13 protein-coding genes and 1 tRNA gene are annotated in these 14,836 nt (G+C 63.8%); 3 read left to right on the top strand and 11 right to left on the bottom strand.

What is annotated here, in order from left to right:
* Window positions 1-2: 2 nt before the first annotated feature.
* From IEY62_RS13290 to IEY62_RS13265, 6 genes are read right to left on the bottom strand one after another with little or no spacing between them, the layout of a single operon-like run.
* Window positions 3-1,847, bottom strand: a complete 1,845-nt coding sequence (locus IEY62_RS13290; RefSeq protein ID WP_189018592.1) for a protein kinase domain-containing protein — start codon at window positions 1,845-1,847, stop codon at window positions 3-5.
* Entirely contained in the window at window positions 1,844-3,301 is a 1,458-nt protein-coding gene (locus tag IEY62_RS13285) for a penicillin-binding transpeptidase domain-containing protein (RefSeq protein WP_189018590.1), read from the bottom strand. The genes IEY62_RS13290 and IEY62_RS13285 overlap by 4 nt, the downstream gene beginning before the upstream one ends.
* Entirely contained in the window at window positions 3,298-4,725 is a 1,428-nt protein-coding gene (locus IEY62_RS13280; protein ID WP_189018588.1) for an FtsW/RodA/SpoVE family cell cycle protein, read from the bottom strand. Before IEY62_RS13280 ends, IEY62_RS13285 begins: the two co-directional genes overlap by 4 nt.
* A complete protein-coding gene (locus IEY62_RS13275) occupies window positions 4,722-6,431 on the bottom strand; it encodes a PP2C family protein-serine/threonine phosphatase (RefSeq protein WP_189018585.1) in 1,710 nt (569 codons plus the stop codon). Before IEY62_RS13275 ends, IEY62_RS13280 begins: the two co-directional genes overlap by 4 nt.
* Window positions 6,432-6,434: 3 nt before the next feature.
* A complete protein-coding gene (locus IEY62_RS13270; RefSeq protein WP_018778452.1) occupies window positions 6,435-6,923 on the bottom strand; it encodes an FHA domain-containing protein FhaB/FipA in 489 nt (162 codons plus the stop codon).
* On the bottom strand, window positions 6,920-7,669 hold the full coding sequence (locus tag IEY62_RS13265) for an FhaA domain-containing protein (RefSeq protein ID WP_189018583.1): 750 nt from the start codon (window positions 7,667-7,669) through the stop codon (window positions 6,920-6,922). Before IEY62_RS13265 ends, IEY62_RS13270 begins: the two co-directional genes overlap by 4 nt.
* A gap of 371 nt (window positions 7,670-8,040) precedes the next feature.
* Here IEY62_RS13265 and IEY62_RS13260 point away from each other — a divergent pair.
* Window positions 8,041-8,123, top strand: a tRNA-Leu gene (locus tag IEY62_RS13260).
* 72 nt (window positions 8,124-8,195) lie between these two features.
* On the opposite strand, the gene IEY62_RS13255 is transcribed toward IEY62_RS13260, so the two are convergent.
* The 5 genes from IEY62_RS13255 to IEY62_RS13235 all read right to left on the bottom strand — a co-directional run bounded on the left by IEY62_RS13255 (window position 8,196) and on the right by IEY62_RS13235 (window position 12,382).
* Entirely contained in the window at window positions 8,196-8,894 is a 699-nt protein-coding gene (locus IEY62_RS13255) for a FadR/GntR family transcriptional regulator (RefSeq protein ID WP_189018581.1), read from the bottom strand.
* Between the two features lie 10 nt (window positions 8,895-8,904).
* A complete protein-coding gene (locus tag IEY62_RS13250) occupies window positions 8,905-10,032 on the bottom strand; it encodes an L-talarate/galactarate dehydratase (RefSeq protein WP_189018579.1) in 1,128 nt (375 codons plus the stop codon).
* 81 nt (window positions 10,033-10,113) lie between these two features.
* A complete protein-coding gene (locus tag IEY62_RS13245; protein WP_308424490.1) occupies window positions 10,114-11,022 on the bottom strand; it encodes an EamA family transporter in 909 nt (302 codons plus the stop codon).
* Window positions 11,015-11,620 (bottom strand): helix-turn-helix domain-containing protein, encoded by a 606-nt coding sequence (locus IEY62_RS13240; protein ID WP_189018577.1) that lies wholly within the window; start codon window positions 11,618-11,620, stop codon window positions 11,015-11,017. The genes IEY62_RS13245 and IEY62_RS13240 overlap by 8 nt, the downstream gene beginning before the upstream one ends.
* 54 nt (window positions 11,621-11,674) lie before the next feature.
* Window positions 11,675-12,382 (bottom strand): TetR/AcrR family transcriptional regulator, encoded by a 708-nt coding sequence (locus IEY62_RS13235; protein ID WP_189018575.1) that lies wholly within the window; start codon window positions 12,380-12,382, stop codon window positions 11,675-11,677.
* Between the two features lie 107 nt (window positions 12,383-12,489).
* On the opposite strand from IEY62_RS13235, the gene IEY62_RS13230 reads away from it, so the two are divergent.
* Window positions 12,490-13,863: a flavin monoamine oxidase family protein gene (locus IEY62_RS13230; RefSeq protein ID WP_189018572.1), complete on the top strand. Its 1,374-nt coding sequence runs from the start codon at window positions 12,490-12,492 to the stop codon at window positions 13,861-13,863.
* An 85-nt stretch (window positions 13,864-13,948) separates the two neighbouring features.
* On the top strand, window positions 13,949-14,815 hold the full coding sequence (locus tag IEY62_RS13225; protein ID WP_189018570.1) for a universal stress protein: 867 nt from the start codon (window positions 13,949-13,951) through the stop codon (window positions 14,813-14,815).
* Window positions 14,816-14,836 lie beyond the last annotated feature (21 nt).

Below are 14,836 nucleotides of genomic sequence, written 5' to 3'. Positions count from 1 at the left end.
GCTTAGCGGCCTGTTGGGGACGCAGAGCTGGACGGGTTTCCGCTGGGAGTCACGGGATTCGTTGGGACGAGTTCCTTGGACAAGTAGTAGGTCACCGTGGACCCTGCGGGTACCTCGGTCCCGGCGGCAGGCGAGGAACGCACGAACGTGTTCGGCCCCTGGCTGATGGTTCCGTTGACGTCCTCACCCCTCACGTACTTAAGCCCTGCCCCCTGCAGAGCGCCCTGGACCTGGGCCTCGGAGACTCCCTGGCCAATGGTGGGTACGGCAACCATCTCCGGACCCTTGGAGTAGGTCACTGTGATGGTTGTGCCAGGGTCAACAGGACCCGTGGGGTTGAGGCTGAGAACCGTTCCAGCTACTGACGGATCGAATTTCTCTTGGCCGTTCACTCCGAGATTGAGCGCGCGGAGCTGCGCACTGACTGTCTCGAACGGCTGGCCCTCGAATTCTTCCGGGATGAGGTTGATCTTCTGCGGCGTCGACTGGGTAGGCGTCGGCTTTTCCGAAGTCTGCGTGGGAGTTGGCGTCGGAGTTGCCGACGAGGACGTAGGGGTGGGCGTCCGGCTCGGGCTGGACGGCGTCGACTGGCTCGGCGAGGGGCTTGGCGAGAAGAAGCCCGACTGGGAGATCAGGAAACCAACCAGCGCGAACAGGACCAGCAGGATCAATGCGACCAGCGGCCACGTCCAGGGGCTGCGCTTCTTGCGCTCCGGTTCCTGATCGTCAAAGCGTTCGTCATCGCTGTAGATGACTTCTTCTTCGTCGTTCAGCTGCCGCTCCGCTTCGAGCGCGTTGGCGCGTGTCAGAGGGTTGTCCGCGGAAGCCGCCGCAGCTCCTGCAGCAGCTCCGGCGGCGCCGGCTCCCAGCACCGGAAGTGCGGAGGTCGCCGTCGAGGATTGCTCCTTGCCGTAAGGCGAGGTGACGACGCCGGTAGGTGCCGTTGCGGTGTCGACCGGCGCCGTGATGGGGCCGGTTGAGTCTTCGAACAACAGCATTCCCGGCACGGCGGCATGAGCCGTGGCGATGTCGCCGTTACGGATGGCTTCAGCTGCTTCGGCAAGCTTGATGGCGTTGGCCGGCCTGTTCTTGGGGTCCTTGGCAAGCATGGACATCAAGAGGGCACGCACGGGCGTGGGCAGCGTTTCCGGCAGGGGCGGCGGTGCGTCGTTGACCTGTGCCAGGGCGATTGCGATCTGCGATTCGCCGGAGAACGGACGGTGACCGGTGAGGCACTCGTAGCCGATGACGCCCAGGGAATAGATGTCCGAGGAGCCTGTGGCTGTCTGGCCGGTTGCCTGCTCGGGTGCCAAGTACTGGGCAGTACCCATGACCTGGCCGGTTTGCGTCAGCGGAACCTGATCCGCCAGGCGGGCGATGCCGAAGTCCGTGACCTTGACCCGGTTGTCCGGTGTGATCAGGAGGTTGCCGGGCTTGATGTCGCGGTGCACCAGGCCTTGCGCGTGGGCAACGGCCAGGGCGCGGGCCGTCTGGGCGATGATGGAGAGCGTCATGTCCGGGGACAGCACTTGCTCGCGCTCCAGAATGCCGCTCAGGGGGTGCCCGGGCACGAGCTCCATCACCAGGTAGGCCGAGCCGGCTTCCTCGCCGTAATCGAACACGTTGGCGATGCCCACGTGGTTGAGGAGGGCGGTGTGGCGCGCCTCGGCACGGAAGCGCTGCAGGAAGCCGGGGTCACCCGTGTATTCCTCCTTGAGCACCTTGATGGCCACGATCCGGCCAAGGATCTGGTCCTTGGCCTTCCAGACCTCGCCCATGCCGCCAATCGCAATGCGACTGGTCAGCTGGAACCTGCCGCCGAGTGTGATTCCCGAAGTAGGCCTCACTTATTCAACACCGCCTCAAAAATCTTCTTTGCGTTCGGACTGGTTAGCTGGGCACCGCTGAGTACGTCCACACGTTCCATGACGATGGTGACGGCTACTTGCGGGTCGTTTGCCGGGGCGAACCCGGTAAACCAAGAGTTGTTCAAACCTGAATCACCGAGTTCGGCCGTACCGGTCTTGCCGGCCACCTTGACGCCGGGAACGGCTGCGCCCTTGGCGATGCCGTTGTCCACGGCACTGGTCATCCATTCAGTGATCTGGCTGGCTATTGGCTGCGTGGTGCTGGTGCGGAGTGCCTCAGGCTTGGTTTCGCTGATGACCCGCAGGTCGGGAGCACGCACTGTCTGCACCAGGTTTGGTTTCATCTGCACGCCGCCGTTGGCAATGGCTGCCGTCATCATGTTGATCTGCAGCGGAGTGGCTTTGACGTCGCGCTGGCCCACGGATGACTGGGCGAGCTGTGCCTGGTCCAGGTCCCGGGGGAAGACGCTCTTGGCCTGCTGGAGCTTGAGCTGATCGCCGAAGGTTTCTCCGAAACCGAACTTCTCGGCCTGCTCACGGATGGCGTCCTGGCCAAGGTCCAGGGCAATGCTCGCGAACGGCGTGTTGCAGGACTGCTCCAAGGCAAAGGCGAACGACGCCGTCTCCCGGACATTGCAGTTGCCCCCGGCATAGTTGGGGAGGCTGGCATTGGAGCCGGGAAGCGGGAGGCTGCTGGGGTTCGGCAGCTCGCTGTCCTTGTTGTACTTGCCCGAGTTCAACGCCGCGGCCGTGTCAATGAGCTTGAAAACCGAACCGGGAGAGAGCAGGTTTCCCGTGGGGCCGCTGACATTCTGGTTCAGGTTGATGCCCGGGACCTGGTTCAGCTTGGCCATGTTCGCCTCGGCAGCTGCCGTGTCATGGGTGGCGATCAGGTTGGGGTCGTAGGAAGGCTTGGAGACCATGGCAATGATGGCTCCTGTCTTCGGGTTGGTGACCACGATCGAACCCCGCTGGCCATCCGGAATGAGGTCGTAGGCGAGTTTCTGGATGGCAGGGTCCAAGGTCAGCTCCACAGAAGCGCCCTTGGGCTCTTTGCCGAGGAACATCTGGCTGATGCGGTCCAGGAACAACTGGTCCGAGTTGCCGGCCAGGGTTTCCCCCATGGACTGCTCCAGTCCAGTGGATCCAAAGCCCCTTGAGAAGAAGCCGGTGACGCCCGCGTAAAGCTCAGGCTGCGGGTACGAGCGCTGGAAGGCGCAGGACTCGTTCCCGGGCACGGACTCCGCTACCGGTTTCCCGCCAACGATGATGGCGCCGCGTTCGTTGCAGAATGTGGCCAGGATGGCGCGCTGGTTCCAGGGGTTGGCGTTGAGGTCGTCCGCGCCAATGACCTGGACGTAGCTGATGGCGCCGAAAATCAACGCGAACATGGCGACGGCGGCCATCCAGGAGCTGCGAATAGCTTGGTTCATTGATGCTTCACCGCCTCAGTTGGTGCGCTTGGGGTCTGGCCTGTTGGAGTCTTGACTGTTCCGTGGGAGCTGGTGGTCGGGGGTTTGTTGACCATCGGTGTGGTGTCAACCGGTCCGCGGGCCGTATTGGAAATCATGAGCAGCAGCCCGACGATGATCCAGTTGGCCAGCAGGGACGAACCGCCGGCGGCCAGGAACGGGGTGGTCAGGCCGGTCAGGGGGATGAGCCGGGTGACGCCGCCGATGACCACGAAGCACTGAAGGGCGATCGCGAACGATAAGCCGCACGCCAGGAGCTTTCCAAACGCGTCACGCGTTCCCAGGGCTGCACGGAAGCCGCGGGTGAAGAGCAGCAAATACAGCATCACCACGGCGAAGAGGCCAATCAGGCCCAGTTCCTCGCCGATGAGTGCCACGATCATGTCGCTGTTTGCGAACGGAACCAGGTCCGGACGGCCCTGGCCCAGTCCTGTTCCCACAAGGCCGCCATCGGCCATACCGAACAGGCCTTGGACAATCTGCCCACTGCCGCCGGGAGACCTGCCGAAGACCTCGGGGGTGAAGGCATTGATCCAGCTGTCGATCCTGAAGGCAACGTGGGAGAAGATCTTCGATGCGATGAAACCGCCGCCGAGGATCAGGGCGAGCCCAATGACTACCCAGGAGATACGGCTGGTGGCCACGTAAATCATCACGATGAAGAGGCCGAAGAAGAGAACGGATGATCCGAGGTCCCTCTGGAAGACCAGGACGCCGATGCTCACCAGCCAGGCGGTGATCATGGGACCCAGGTCCTTGAAACGTGGGAACTGCATGGGACCGATCTTCCGGCCGGCCAGGAGAATGAGGTCCCGGTTGGACGAAAGATAACCCGCGAAGAATATGGCCAGGGTGATCTTGGCGATTTCACCTGGCTGGAAGGTCATGGGGCCGATCCGGATCCATACGCTGGCGCCGAGTACTTCGCCGGCGGAGATGCCGGGGACCAAGGGCAGAACCAGCAGCAAGGCACTGGCTGCCAGCGATATGTAGGTGAAGCGGCGCAGGATCCGGTGGTCCTTGAGGAACCAGATCACCGCGATGGAGACTGCCATGGCGATCAGCGTCCAACGGAGCTGGTTGTTGCCCGTGTCGTCGCCCGGACCGTCCATCCGGTGGATCAGGGCCAGACCCAGGCCGTTCAAGGCCACGACGATGGGAAGTATTACCGGGTCGGCATACTTGGCGCGGAGCCGGAGGACAATGTGGAACGCAAAGGCGGCGACGGCGAGCAGGCTCGATTGGAACCAGAAGTCGCTGTCCAGACCCATGTCCGAGTTGAGGCTGACCAGGGCACTGGCACCGATTCCAACGGCAAGGGCCAGGACGATGAGCAGAAGCTCGACGTTCCGGCGTGGCTTGGGGGCGGTTTCAGTCTGGATCATTTTGCCCCCTCACAGGGAGTCGGAACGGGCGATGGCGTGGGGCTGGCAACGGCTGCCGTGCTGGGTATTGGCACTGTGGCTGTGGGCGTGGCCGTTGGCGTGGGCGAAGGAGTCGCCGTGCGGCTTGGCGTGGTGCTGGGGCAGTTAGCCGAAGCGCTGCCGTAGTTCTTCAGGTTTTCCACAATGAGCTGGGCGTCGTGGAGGTCACCGGCGGGGACCGTCTGGCGAACGCTCTGCTGGCCATACTCGGGCAATGAATCAACCCTGACGTCGGTGACGGCTTCAAGCCGGGAAAGCTGTATGGGGCCGAGCCTCTGGGAAATGCCGTTGAAAATAGCAACCCGCTGATCGTATTCACCCACGTAATAGCGTGTTTGGGTCCAGGCGTAGCCAAGCCACAGTCCAACCACAACGCCAACAACCACGAACGCGGCGACGGCAGGCATCAACCAGCGGATGCGGCGTCTTGGCGGTTCCTCTATCTCCGCGCGGTCCTGCTCTGCTTTGTGCGTCAGGACCGTGGCGGCGCGGCGAGCCACCGTGCGGCCAGCAACGGTAGGAATGGAGCCTGTTTCAGCTGCCGTTGCGGCGGCGCCAACGAGTTCATGGGGGCGGCTGGCCAGCTCCTCGCGCAGCACTTCTGCTGACAGATGCTCACCGAGGTGGGGGTCGGTGGTTGCCGGCGGTTCGGTGGATGCTTCAGAAGCTTCGGACGTTTCGTCCGTCTCGTCTGCTTCCTTGGTTCGCTCGTCGTCCGTGGACGATCCCACTTTGGCCTGTCGGTCAGCTTTCGCCTTTGACGCGGAGTCGGCTTTGCCTGACTCTCCGGCCGGCGTTTCGTCGGGGGACTTGGTGGCCGTGACAGCGTCAGGCTCATCGACGGCGGCAAGCGCCGCGGCCGGTACGACGTCGACGGCGGCCGTGCTGACGTCGTCGACCGTCTCCTCGACGATCTCCAGCATGACGACGGTGACGTTGTCCGGGGCGCCCGCTTCGAGCGTCAGGTCCACGAGGATCTCGGCACATTCGCGCAGGTCCTTGGTCTCACGGACCATGCGCTCCACGACGTGCCCCGCAACATAATTCAAGCCATCGGAGCACAGCAGCCAGCGTTCGCCGGGTTCGACGTCCAGGACGTCCAGGTCCAGCTCCGGGCTCGCGTCAACATCTCCGAGTACACGCATCAGGACGTTCTTATGAGGATGCGTCTCGGCTTCCTCGGGCCGGAGCCGTCCCTCGTCGATGAGGCGCTGGACGAACGTGTGGTCCACGCTGATCTGCTCGAACTTCTTGTTGCGCAGGCGGTACGCCCGGGAATCGCCGATGTGCGCGAAGTGCAGCTTTCGGTCCTCGAGGAGTAACGCCGTAACCGTCGTGCCCATGCCGGACAGCTTCGGATTCTGGTGGACGAGCTCCGAAAGCAGGGAATTGGCGGTCTGGATCTCGTCCGCCAGGACGGTATCGGCGCCCTCAGGGTAGTCGTCATGATCCAGGTGGATCATGTCCAGGACCGTAGAAGCGGACGCGACATCGCCGCCGGCGTGCCCACCCATGCCATCGGCGACCACTGCGAGATGGCGGCCCACGTAAGCGGAGTCGTCATTCTTGGAGCGGATCCTGCCGACGTCGGAACGGGCCGCGTAGCGCATGATCAGGGGGCGCTCCGCGGGCTTTTCCTTGTCCTCGGGGGTCTCAGAAGAGGCCATGGACTATGGCCTCAATTCAATGACCGTCTTGCCGATTCTCACGGGGACACCGAGCTCCACCGGCAGCGCACGCGTGAGCTGCTGATCGGCCAGGTAGGTGCCGTTCGTAGAGCCAAGGTCCTCGATGAACCATCGGCTGCCTTGCGGGAACAGTCGCGCATGCCGGCCGGAGGCGTAGTCATCCTCCAGGACCAGGGTGGCTTCCTGGGCGCGCCCGAGCAGGATGGGGCTGGCGGCGAGGGGAACCGTGGTGCCCTTGAGGGGGCCCTCGGTGACCACCAGGTTGCGGGCATGCTGGATGGCCGGCGGCGGCGTGGCAGCCAGTTCAGGATGCTTGCGCACTTCGCGTGCCGTAGGAACACCGGTCACTGCCTTGCGCCCGATCTGGAAGTCGCGGCGCATGGTGGACACAATGCTGAAGATCAGGACCCACAACAACAGGAGGAAGCCGAAACGAAGCGCTGTAATGGTCAGTTCGCTGACATCGTTCACGCGTGGCCACCCGGGGTCTGGGGGAGGAGGCGGAAAATAATCTTGGTACGTCCCATCGTGATGGTTGAGCCGTCTGTGAGCTCCACGCTGCCGTTTACCTTATGTCCGTTGACGTAACTGCCGTTCGTGGAACCGAGGTCCACAGCCCACGTGCTCCCGTTCCCGGTACGAACCTCAAGATGCTTCCGTGAAACGCCGGTGTCATCCACCAGGATGTCAGCTTCAGAAGAGCGGCCGAGCACCACGCTCGCCGCATTGAGGGAGTATCGCTGCCCATTGATGTCCAGAACGGGCTGGAGACGGGTAGGCTGCCGGGCGGGGGCTGCGGGGACGTTGGCCCGCGGAGGCTGCGGGGCAGGAGCTGCGTCGCCTGAGGACTTTTCGGTCCGGGAAGCGATCTCGAAATGGCCGGCCCGTTCCTCGTCATTGCGACGGAACGAGATCCTGACCGCTCCCTGGAGCGTATAGCCCTGGCTGCGAACGTGTTGGATGACGACATCGCACAGCTCCTCAGCGAGGGGCGTTCCCCATTCCTGGGCCCTGGCGAAGTCCTCATCGCTGAGCAGGACATCAAAAACGTTGGGGGCCAGCGTGCGCCCGGCGGCGATGGTGATGGACTGGTTGTCCAGTTCCCGCCTCAGCTTGCTCGCGATCTCCACCGGCTCAACCCGTGCCCGCGACCCCGTGGAGAAGACGTTGCGGACGGCCTTTTCAATGCCGCGCTCGACTTTGTCCAGCAAACCCATGTTCCTTCTCCTTTCCTTGCCGCGGCACCTGCTGTGCCTGTCCGATGGTCCTGCTATTGGCCAGTCTGTGCACACACCAAAGTGCGTGCCCAACGGCCCTTCCACTTCCCGATACTACTGGGACTGACTGGGAATGACCTTAATCCACAACGCCTTGCGCCACGGAAAAGTTCGGCGGCGGCCCTTGCTGGCGGGGGTCCCGGGGGGTTCGAATCCTTGGAATTTCTGCGGTTTTCAGGGGTACGTCGCCGTTCTGAAGGACGCCTCCCGGCCCGATTGGTGTTTTGCTCCGGATGTCCGTTATGCTTGATCTCGCTGCTTTTGAAGGAAACGAAGCTGGGAGACCAGCCAAGTCCGGAAAAAGAAGTTGCGCGCGAGTGGCGGAACGGCAGACGCGCTGGCTTCAGGTGCCAGTATCCGAAAGGGTGTGGGGGTTCAAATCCCCCCTCGCGCACGCAATCGAAAGAGCCCCTGTCTTAGGACCGGGGCTCTTTTTGTTGTGTTCGCAGTGGGAAGTGCGGAACGCTCAGCTGCGTGCGGAACCCGCGAGCCGGCGTCGTGAGTTGCTGAGGTGAAGGCGCATGGCTGCCGCGGCAGCCACGGGATCGCCGTCCGCGATTGCTGCGTATATAGAGGAATGCTCGTGGATCACGTGATCGAAGCGGTCGCGGGTTTCCTGGTCATCGCCGGCTACGAGACGTGGGCGGGGCATGGTGATCATGGTTTGGCCGAGGGCGGTGATGCAGTCCGTATAAAAGGGATTGCCGGACGCCGCAGCCACGGCCCGGTGAAACTCGAAATCAGCCTTCATGGCGTGCGCCGGATGTGCGACATTCGCAGTGAACTGTTCCAAGGCACCGTGAATGGCCTTGAGCTGGCGTTCGCTGTGGTTCCGGGCAGCAAGGGCAGCTGCCTCTGTTTCGACGCCGATCCGGAAGTCCAGCATCTGCAGCCGTTCCTCCGTGCTGGACACCGGCCGGGTGCCCGGGGCTTGGGTCGGGCCGTCGGCGGGCGGAGTCAGCGCAAAGCTGCCCCGCCCACGTTCGGTTTCCACGAGTCCCTCGGCCTGCAAGCGCGTCAATGCGGAGCGGACCACGGTTCTGCTCACCCCGAACTCGCCGATGAGCGTGTTCTCGCTGGGGAGCTTCTCGCCCGGTTGGATGACGCCGTCGACGATGCGGTTGCGGAGGTCGGCGGCGAGATCCGCGGTCAGGTTTCGGCTCATGGGTTCCAGATTACGCGCCGAACTCCACGGATTCGGTGGTCCATGCCCGGGCCTGACCGCTCAAAGTGACGCCGAGTCCGGGGCGGTCCGGGACGATCATGCGGCCGTTCTTCGTCTCCAGCCGTTCCTCGAACAGCGGGTCCAGCCAGTCGAAGTGCTCCACCCACGGCTCGCGCGGGTATGCGGCGGCCAGGTGAAGGTGGATTTCCATGGCGAAGTGCGGGGCAAGGCCCAGGCCCCGTTCATCCGCCAGGGCCGCGAGGCGAATGAACTGGGTAATGCCGCCGACGCGTGGGGCATCCGGCTGGATGATGTCGCAGCTGTTGGCGTTGATGAGGCCCTTGTGTTCGGCGACGGATGCGAGCATCTCACCTGTGGCGATGGGCGTGTCCAGCACCTGGGCCAGGTGCGCGTGGCCTTCGAAGTCGTAGGCGTCCAGTGGTTCTTCGATCCAGATCAGGTTGAATTCCTCGAGTTGGCGGCCCATGCGGAGCGCGGTTGCGCGGTCCCATTGCTGGTTGGCGTCGACCATGAGCGGGACGTCCCAGCCGATGTGCTCGCGTACTCCCGCCACGCGGCGCAGGTCTTCTTTGGAGTCGGGCAGGCCCACTTTGATCTTGACGCCCCCGATGCCGTCGTCGATTGACTGCGTGGCGCGTTCCTTGACCTCGTCCAGGGTGGCGTTGAGGAAGCCGCCGGAGGTGTTGTAGGTCTGGACCGAGTCGCGGTAGGAACCCAGCAACTTGGCGAGGGGGAGTCCGGCGCGCTTGGCTTTGAGGTCGTAGAGGGCGATGTCGATGGCCGCCAGGGCCTGCGTAGCCACACCCGAGCGGCCCACAGAGGCGCCGGCCCAGAGGAGCTTGGTGTAGATCTTGCCGATGTCGTTGGGGTCCTCGCCGATGATGCCTTCGGCAACTTCCTTGGCGTGGGCGTACTGCGCAGGGCCGCCGGCGCGCTTGGAGTAGCTGAAGCCCACGCCGCTGTGACCCTGTTCCGTCGTGATTTCGGCGAAGAGGAACACTACCTCCGTCATCGGCTTCTGCCTGCCGGTGAAGACTTTGGCGTCGCTGATGGGCACGCTGAGCGGCAGTCGCGCCGTGGACAGTTTGACGTGGCGGATGAGGTCTACGGTACTCACTGGGTCTCCTAAGGGGCGGGGCATCCTTGCCTGCTACTTAAGATACAAGCAGGGCACTTGTATTACAAGAGTTGGGTGTTATTAGGAAGCCGCTGGTGACGCCGGCACATCCGTTGTCACCACGGGTTCCGGTGTCCGGTTTCCCCCTCGCTGCGCGGCTGTCCCGGCAACAACCACCAGGGCTATTCCTGCTACCTGCATGAGCGTCGGCTGCTGGGCGAGGACCAGTAGTCCGATGAGAACACCGAATGCGGGCTCGATCGAAAGCAGTGTTCCAAAGGCCGTGTGGGTCATGCGCCGCAGCGCCAGCATTTCGAGGCCGAACGCGATCACTGGGGTAACCAGGGCTATCCCGGCCGCCAGTGGCAGCACCCACCACTCAAGTGATCCACCCAGTACCTGCGGCAATCCGAACGGCATGGTGGCAAGCGCTGCAATGGGAATTGTGAGTGACAGGCCGCTGATGCCGGAGAATCGGTCTCCTACATGCTGGGTGAGTACGTTGTACAGGCCCCAGCAGGCTCCCGCGGCCAGGGCGAAGCCCACTCCGACCAGGTCAATGATGCCGTGCCACGGCTCCGTTAGAAGCACGACGCCAATAAAGGCAAGGAGTGGCCAAATTAACGCCTTCCGGCGTTTGTTCATGATTCCGGCCACCGTGAGGGGGCCAAGGAATTCAATGGCGACGGCGGTTCCCAGCGGGATGCGCTCGACGGCGGCAAGGAAGAAGGTGGTCATGAAGCCTGTCACGACACCCAGGGCGATCAAAGCAGGCAGGTCGCGGCGGCGCAGCGAACGGATCGCCGGGCGACTGATCATCCACAGGAAGAAGACTCCGAAGCACATGCGAAGCCAAGCAGTGCCTGCAGGGCCGACCTGCCCGATAACAGTCACCGACAGGGCGTTGGAGAGTTGGATGGCCATCATTGCTGCGACGGCCATCGACCAAGGGGGAGCGGCTGTGAGGGTTCGGGTCAAAGTCTTACGCACCGGGGTTTTCCGTTCGATGTCCTGCTCCAACGCCCGGTTCAAAAACGGCGAGGGAGAATCGGGTAGCCTGCCCGCCGGGATTGGCGTAGGAGTGTGCGACATCGCTGCGGAACGTCAGGGCGTCGCCGCTTCCGAGTTCGTAACTCTCGGATTCGACCATCACTGTCAGCGCGCCCTCCAGGACCTGCAGCAGCTCGCGGGTACCGGCTGAATGCGCTTCGCTCTCGTGAAGTTCTCCGGGAGCCAGGGTCCAGTCCCAAAGCTCGACGACGTCGGGAGACTCGGTGCCGGCCACAAGGACACCACGGCCGCCCAGTGGACCGTTCCACAGGGCTGCGCCGTCGCCTGCGCGAGTGATCTTCGCTGTGCGGGGAGCGGGCGGCTCCACCAGCGCGGGCAAGCCAACGCCAAGGGCATCGCTGAGCCGCAGGAGGGTTCCTATGCTGGGATTCACCCCGCCTTGTTCGACGCTCACCAGCATCCTGCGGCTAACGCCGGCCATGGACGCAAGCTGGTCGAGGGTCCAGTCCCTGCCTTTACGTTCCTGTTTTACCCGCAGGCCAATCGCGCGCGCCAAAGCCTCTGCACTGTCTTCCATAAGTGCAGCATAATGCACTAACTTGGCATTAAGAAGCTCCGAGTGTCAGATGCCCTACCCCCGCAGCGCCCCGAACCCCGTAATCAATGCCTCAAGTCCCAAGCTAAAGGCAACGTCGGTTGGCCGCTCGTGCTGTTCCAGGGCCAACCGGTCCACGGCGGCCGTGAAGTTGGGGACCTGATCGGCGAGCGTGCCGGCGTCGAAGATGTCCGCAGGCGCGGTGACGTCGTAAGCGGCTCCGAAGACGAACGCCTCAATGGCCACAATCGCGGAGATGATCTTCTCCTCCGGGAAGCCCGCATCGCGGAAACCGGCAGTCACGGCCTCGTACATGGCGAGCGTCTTGGGTGCGTTGGCTACGGGCAGGACGGCGATGATCGGAATCAGGGGGGTGTGCTCCGAGAACACATCGCGGTAGGACCATGCCCACTTGCGCACGGCCTCTTCCCAAGGCTCGGATCCGAAAGCCGACACGTCAACCATCGCCGCCAGATGGTCCTCGAGAAGGACAAGCACGTCGTCCTTGGAAGAGACGTGGTTGTACAGGGCAGAGGGGGCTACTCCCAGGGTGCGGGCCAACGCCGCCATGGTGAGTCCGTCGTAACCCTTGCTGCTGATCAGCTCAAGTGCCGCCGTCGTGATGCCGTCCTGGTCCAGGATCGCCGCTGTAGGTCGGCCGGCGCGGCGGCGGACCGGGCTGGCGGAAGGGGCGGGGGTTGGTGCGGGCATCGGGAGCCTTTCTGCTGCCTGTGTCCCCAGCATTATTCCATCGGCTCTTCACAGCCGCGCACACAGCCGCTACTATGGATATAAATGAATGCCATTCATTTATTGGTCAGCCACCAACGGACGGCCACGGAGAGGACATCATGCAGAATCTTGATCGCGACGTTGTAATCGTCGGTGCCGGACCGTCAGGGTTGACGGCGGCACGCGAATTGAAGAAAGCCGGACTCAGCGTCGCAGTGCTCGAAGCACGCGACCGTGTGGGCGGCCGCACCTGGACCGACACCATCGACGGCGCCATGCTGGAGATCGGTGGCCAGTGGGTTTCGCCGGACCAGACAGCCCTCATGGACCTGCTGGACGAGCTCGGCCTGAAAATGTACCCGCGCTACCGCGATGGCGAATCCGTCTACATCGGCGCAGACGGCAAGCGCACGCAGTACACCGGCGACACCTTCCCGGTTAACGAGACCACCAAGGCCGAAATGGACAAGCTCGTCGCCATCCTGGACGAACTCGCGGCAGAGATCGGCCCCACCGAGCCCTGGGCACACCCCAAGGCACGCGAGCTGGACACCATCTCCTTCCATCACTGGCTCCGCCAGAACTCCAACGATGAAGAAGCCTGCAACAACATCGGCCTCTTCATCGCCGGCGGCATGCTCACCAAGCCCGCCCACGCCTTCTCGGCCCTGCAGGCGGTCCTGATGGCCGCGTCTGCCGGTTCGTTCACGCACCTCACCGATGAAGACTTCATCCTGGACAAGCGCGTGATCGGCGGCATGCAGCAGGTTTCGCTGCTGCAGGCAGCAGAGCTGGGTTCCGACGTCGTGCTTAACAGCCCGGTGCGGACCATCAAGTGGGACGACAACGGCGTGACCGTTGTTTCCGAGCAGGCAACCGTCAACGCCCGCTACGTGATCATGGCCGTTCCGCCGAACCTGTACTCGCGGGTCTCCTTCGACCCGCCGCTTCCGCGCCGCCAACACCAGATGCACCAGCACCAGTCGCTGGGCCTGGTCATCAAGGTCCACGCTGTGTACGACACACCGTTCTGGCGCGAAGACGGACTCTCCGGCACGGGTTTCAGCGCCGGCGCGCTGGTCCAGGAGGTCTACGACAACACCAACCACGGCGACACCCGCGGAACCCTGGTGGGCTTCGTGTCCGACGAAAAGGCCGACGCCGTGTTCGAACTCAGCGCCGAAGACCGCAAGAAGGCCATCCTCGAGTCCATTGCCGGATTCCTGGGCGACAAGGCACTCACGCCCGAGGTCTACTACGAGTCCGACTGGGGATCCGAAGAATGGACCCGCGGCGCATACGCTTCCAGCTACGACCTCGGGGGCCTGCACCGCTACGGCAAGGACCAGCACGCGAACGTCGGCCCGATCTACTGGTCCTCTTCGGACCTCGCGGCCGAGGGCTACCAGCACGTTGACGGCGCGGTCCGCATGGGCCAGGCGACCGCCGCGCGGATCGTCGAAGCCAACAAACTGGCTTCGGTAGCAGTCTGATCGTTGTGAAACCACACCGGCAGGCCGGGGGAGCACCGTTTCCCGGCCTGCCGGCTGCACTGTTTAAGAACTGAAAGGGACCACCATGCGCTACGTAGTTGGTTACACCGCCAACGCAAGGGGGCACGACGCCGTTCACCTTGCCGTCGCCTTGGCCCGGAACCAGGACGTCAGCCTGGACCTGGTCCTGGTGATCCCGGAGGACTCCCCGTTCAACGCCGTGTACCCACCCGAAGCCGGCTACGACGACATCCTCAACCAGCAAGCCCAACGCTGGTTGGATGAGGGCCTTGCATTGGTCCCGGACGACATCACAGCGCGCGGACACATCCGCCGCGGCGATTCCGAGGCCCAGGCGCTGATTGACGCGGCCGTGGAGCTGGATGCGGCTGCCTTGGTCATCGGTGCCACGAACGGTGGCCTGTTCAAACGGTTCACCATTGGTTCCGTCGCGGGTTCGCTGCTCCATTCGTCGCCTGTCCCGGTGGCCCTGGCACCCCACGGCTACCAGCGGACGGACGCGATCACCCGGCTCAGCTGCGGTTTCGGGACGCGCCCCGGCGCAGACGAACTGCTCGACGTCGCCGTCGAGTCCGCACGCGACCGGCACCTGCCGCTTCGGCTCGTTTCCCTGTTGGCCCTCGACGGCGGCAACTCGCTGACGCTGGCCGATGCCGCCTGGATGCACGCCGCCGACCGGCTTGCCGCCGTCGGAAATTCAACCCCGGACGCGCCGCTGCCCGAGCCCGAAATCGTCGTGGCGCAGGGCCGCACCATCGAAGAAGCCGTGGACCGGCTCGACTGGGAAGACGGCGAAATCCTGCTGATCGGCTCCAGCCGCCTGGCCCAGCACCGCGCCACGTTCCTTGGCAGCACCGCCAACCGGATCCTGCGCGCCCTTCCCGTTCCCATGATCGTGGTCCCCCGCGATTACACGCGCCAAAGCTCCTAGCAATCGCCTGAGAGGCAATAC

The sequence above is a fragment of the Paenarthrobacter histidinolovorans genome (assembly GCF_014647595.1).
Lineage (GTDB): Bacteria > Actinomycetota > Actinomycetes > Actinomycetales > Micrococcaceae > Arthrobacter > Arthrobacter histidinolovorans.
The sequence above is the reverse complement of the archived record's forward strand: the minus strand, read 5'-3'. Positions and strand labels throughout refer to the sequence as shown.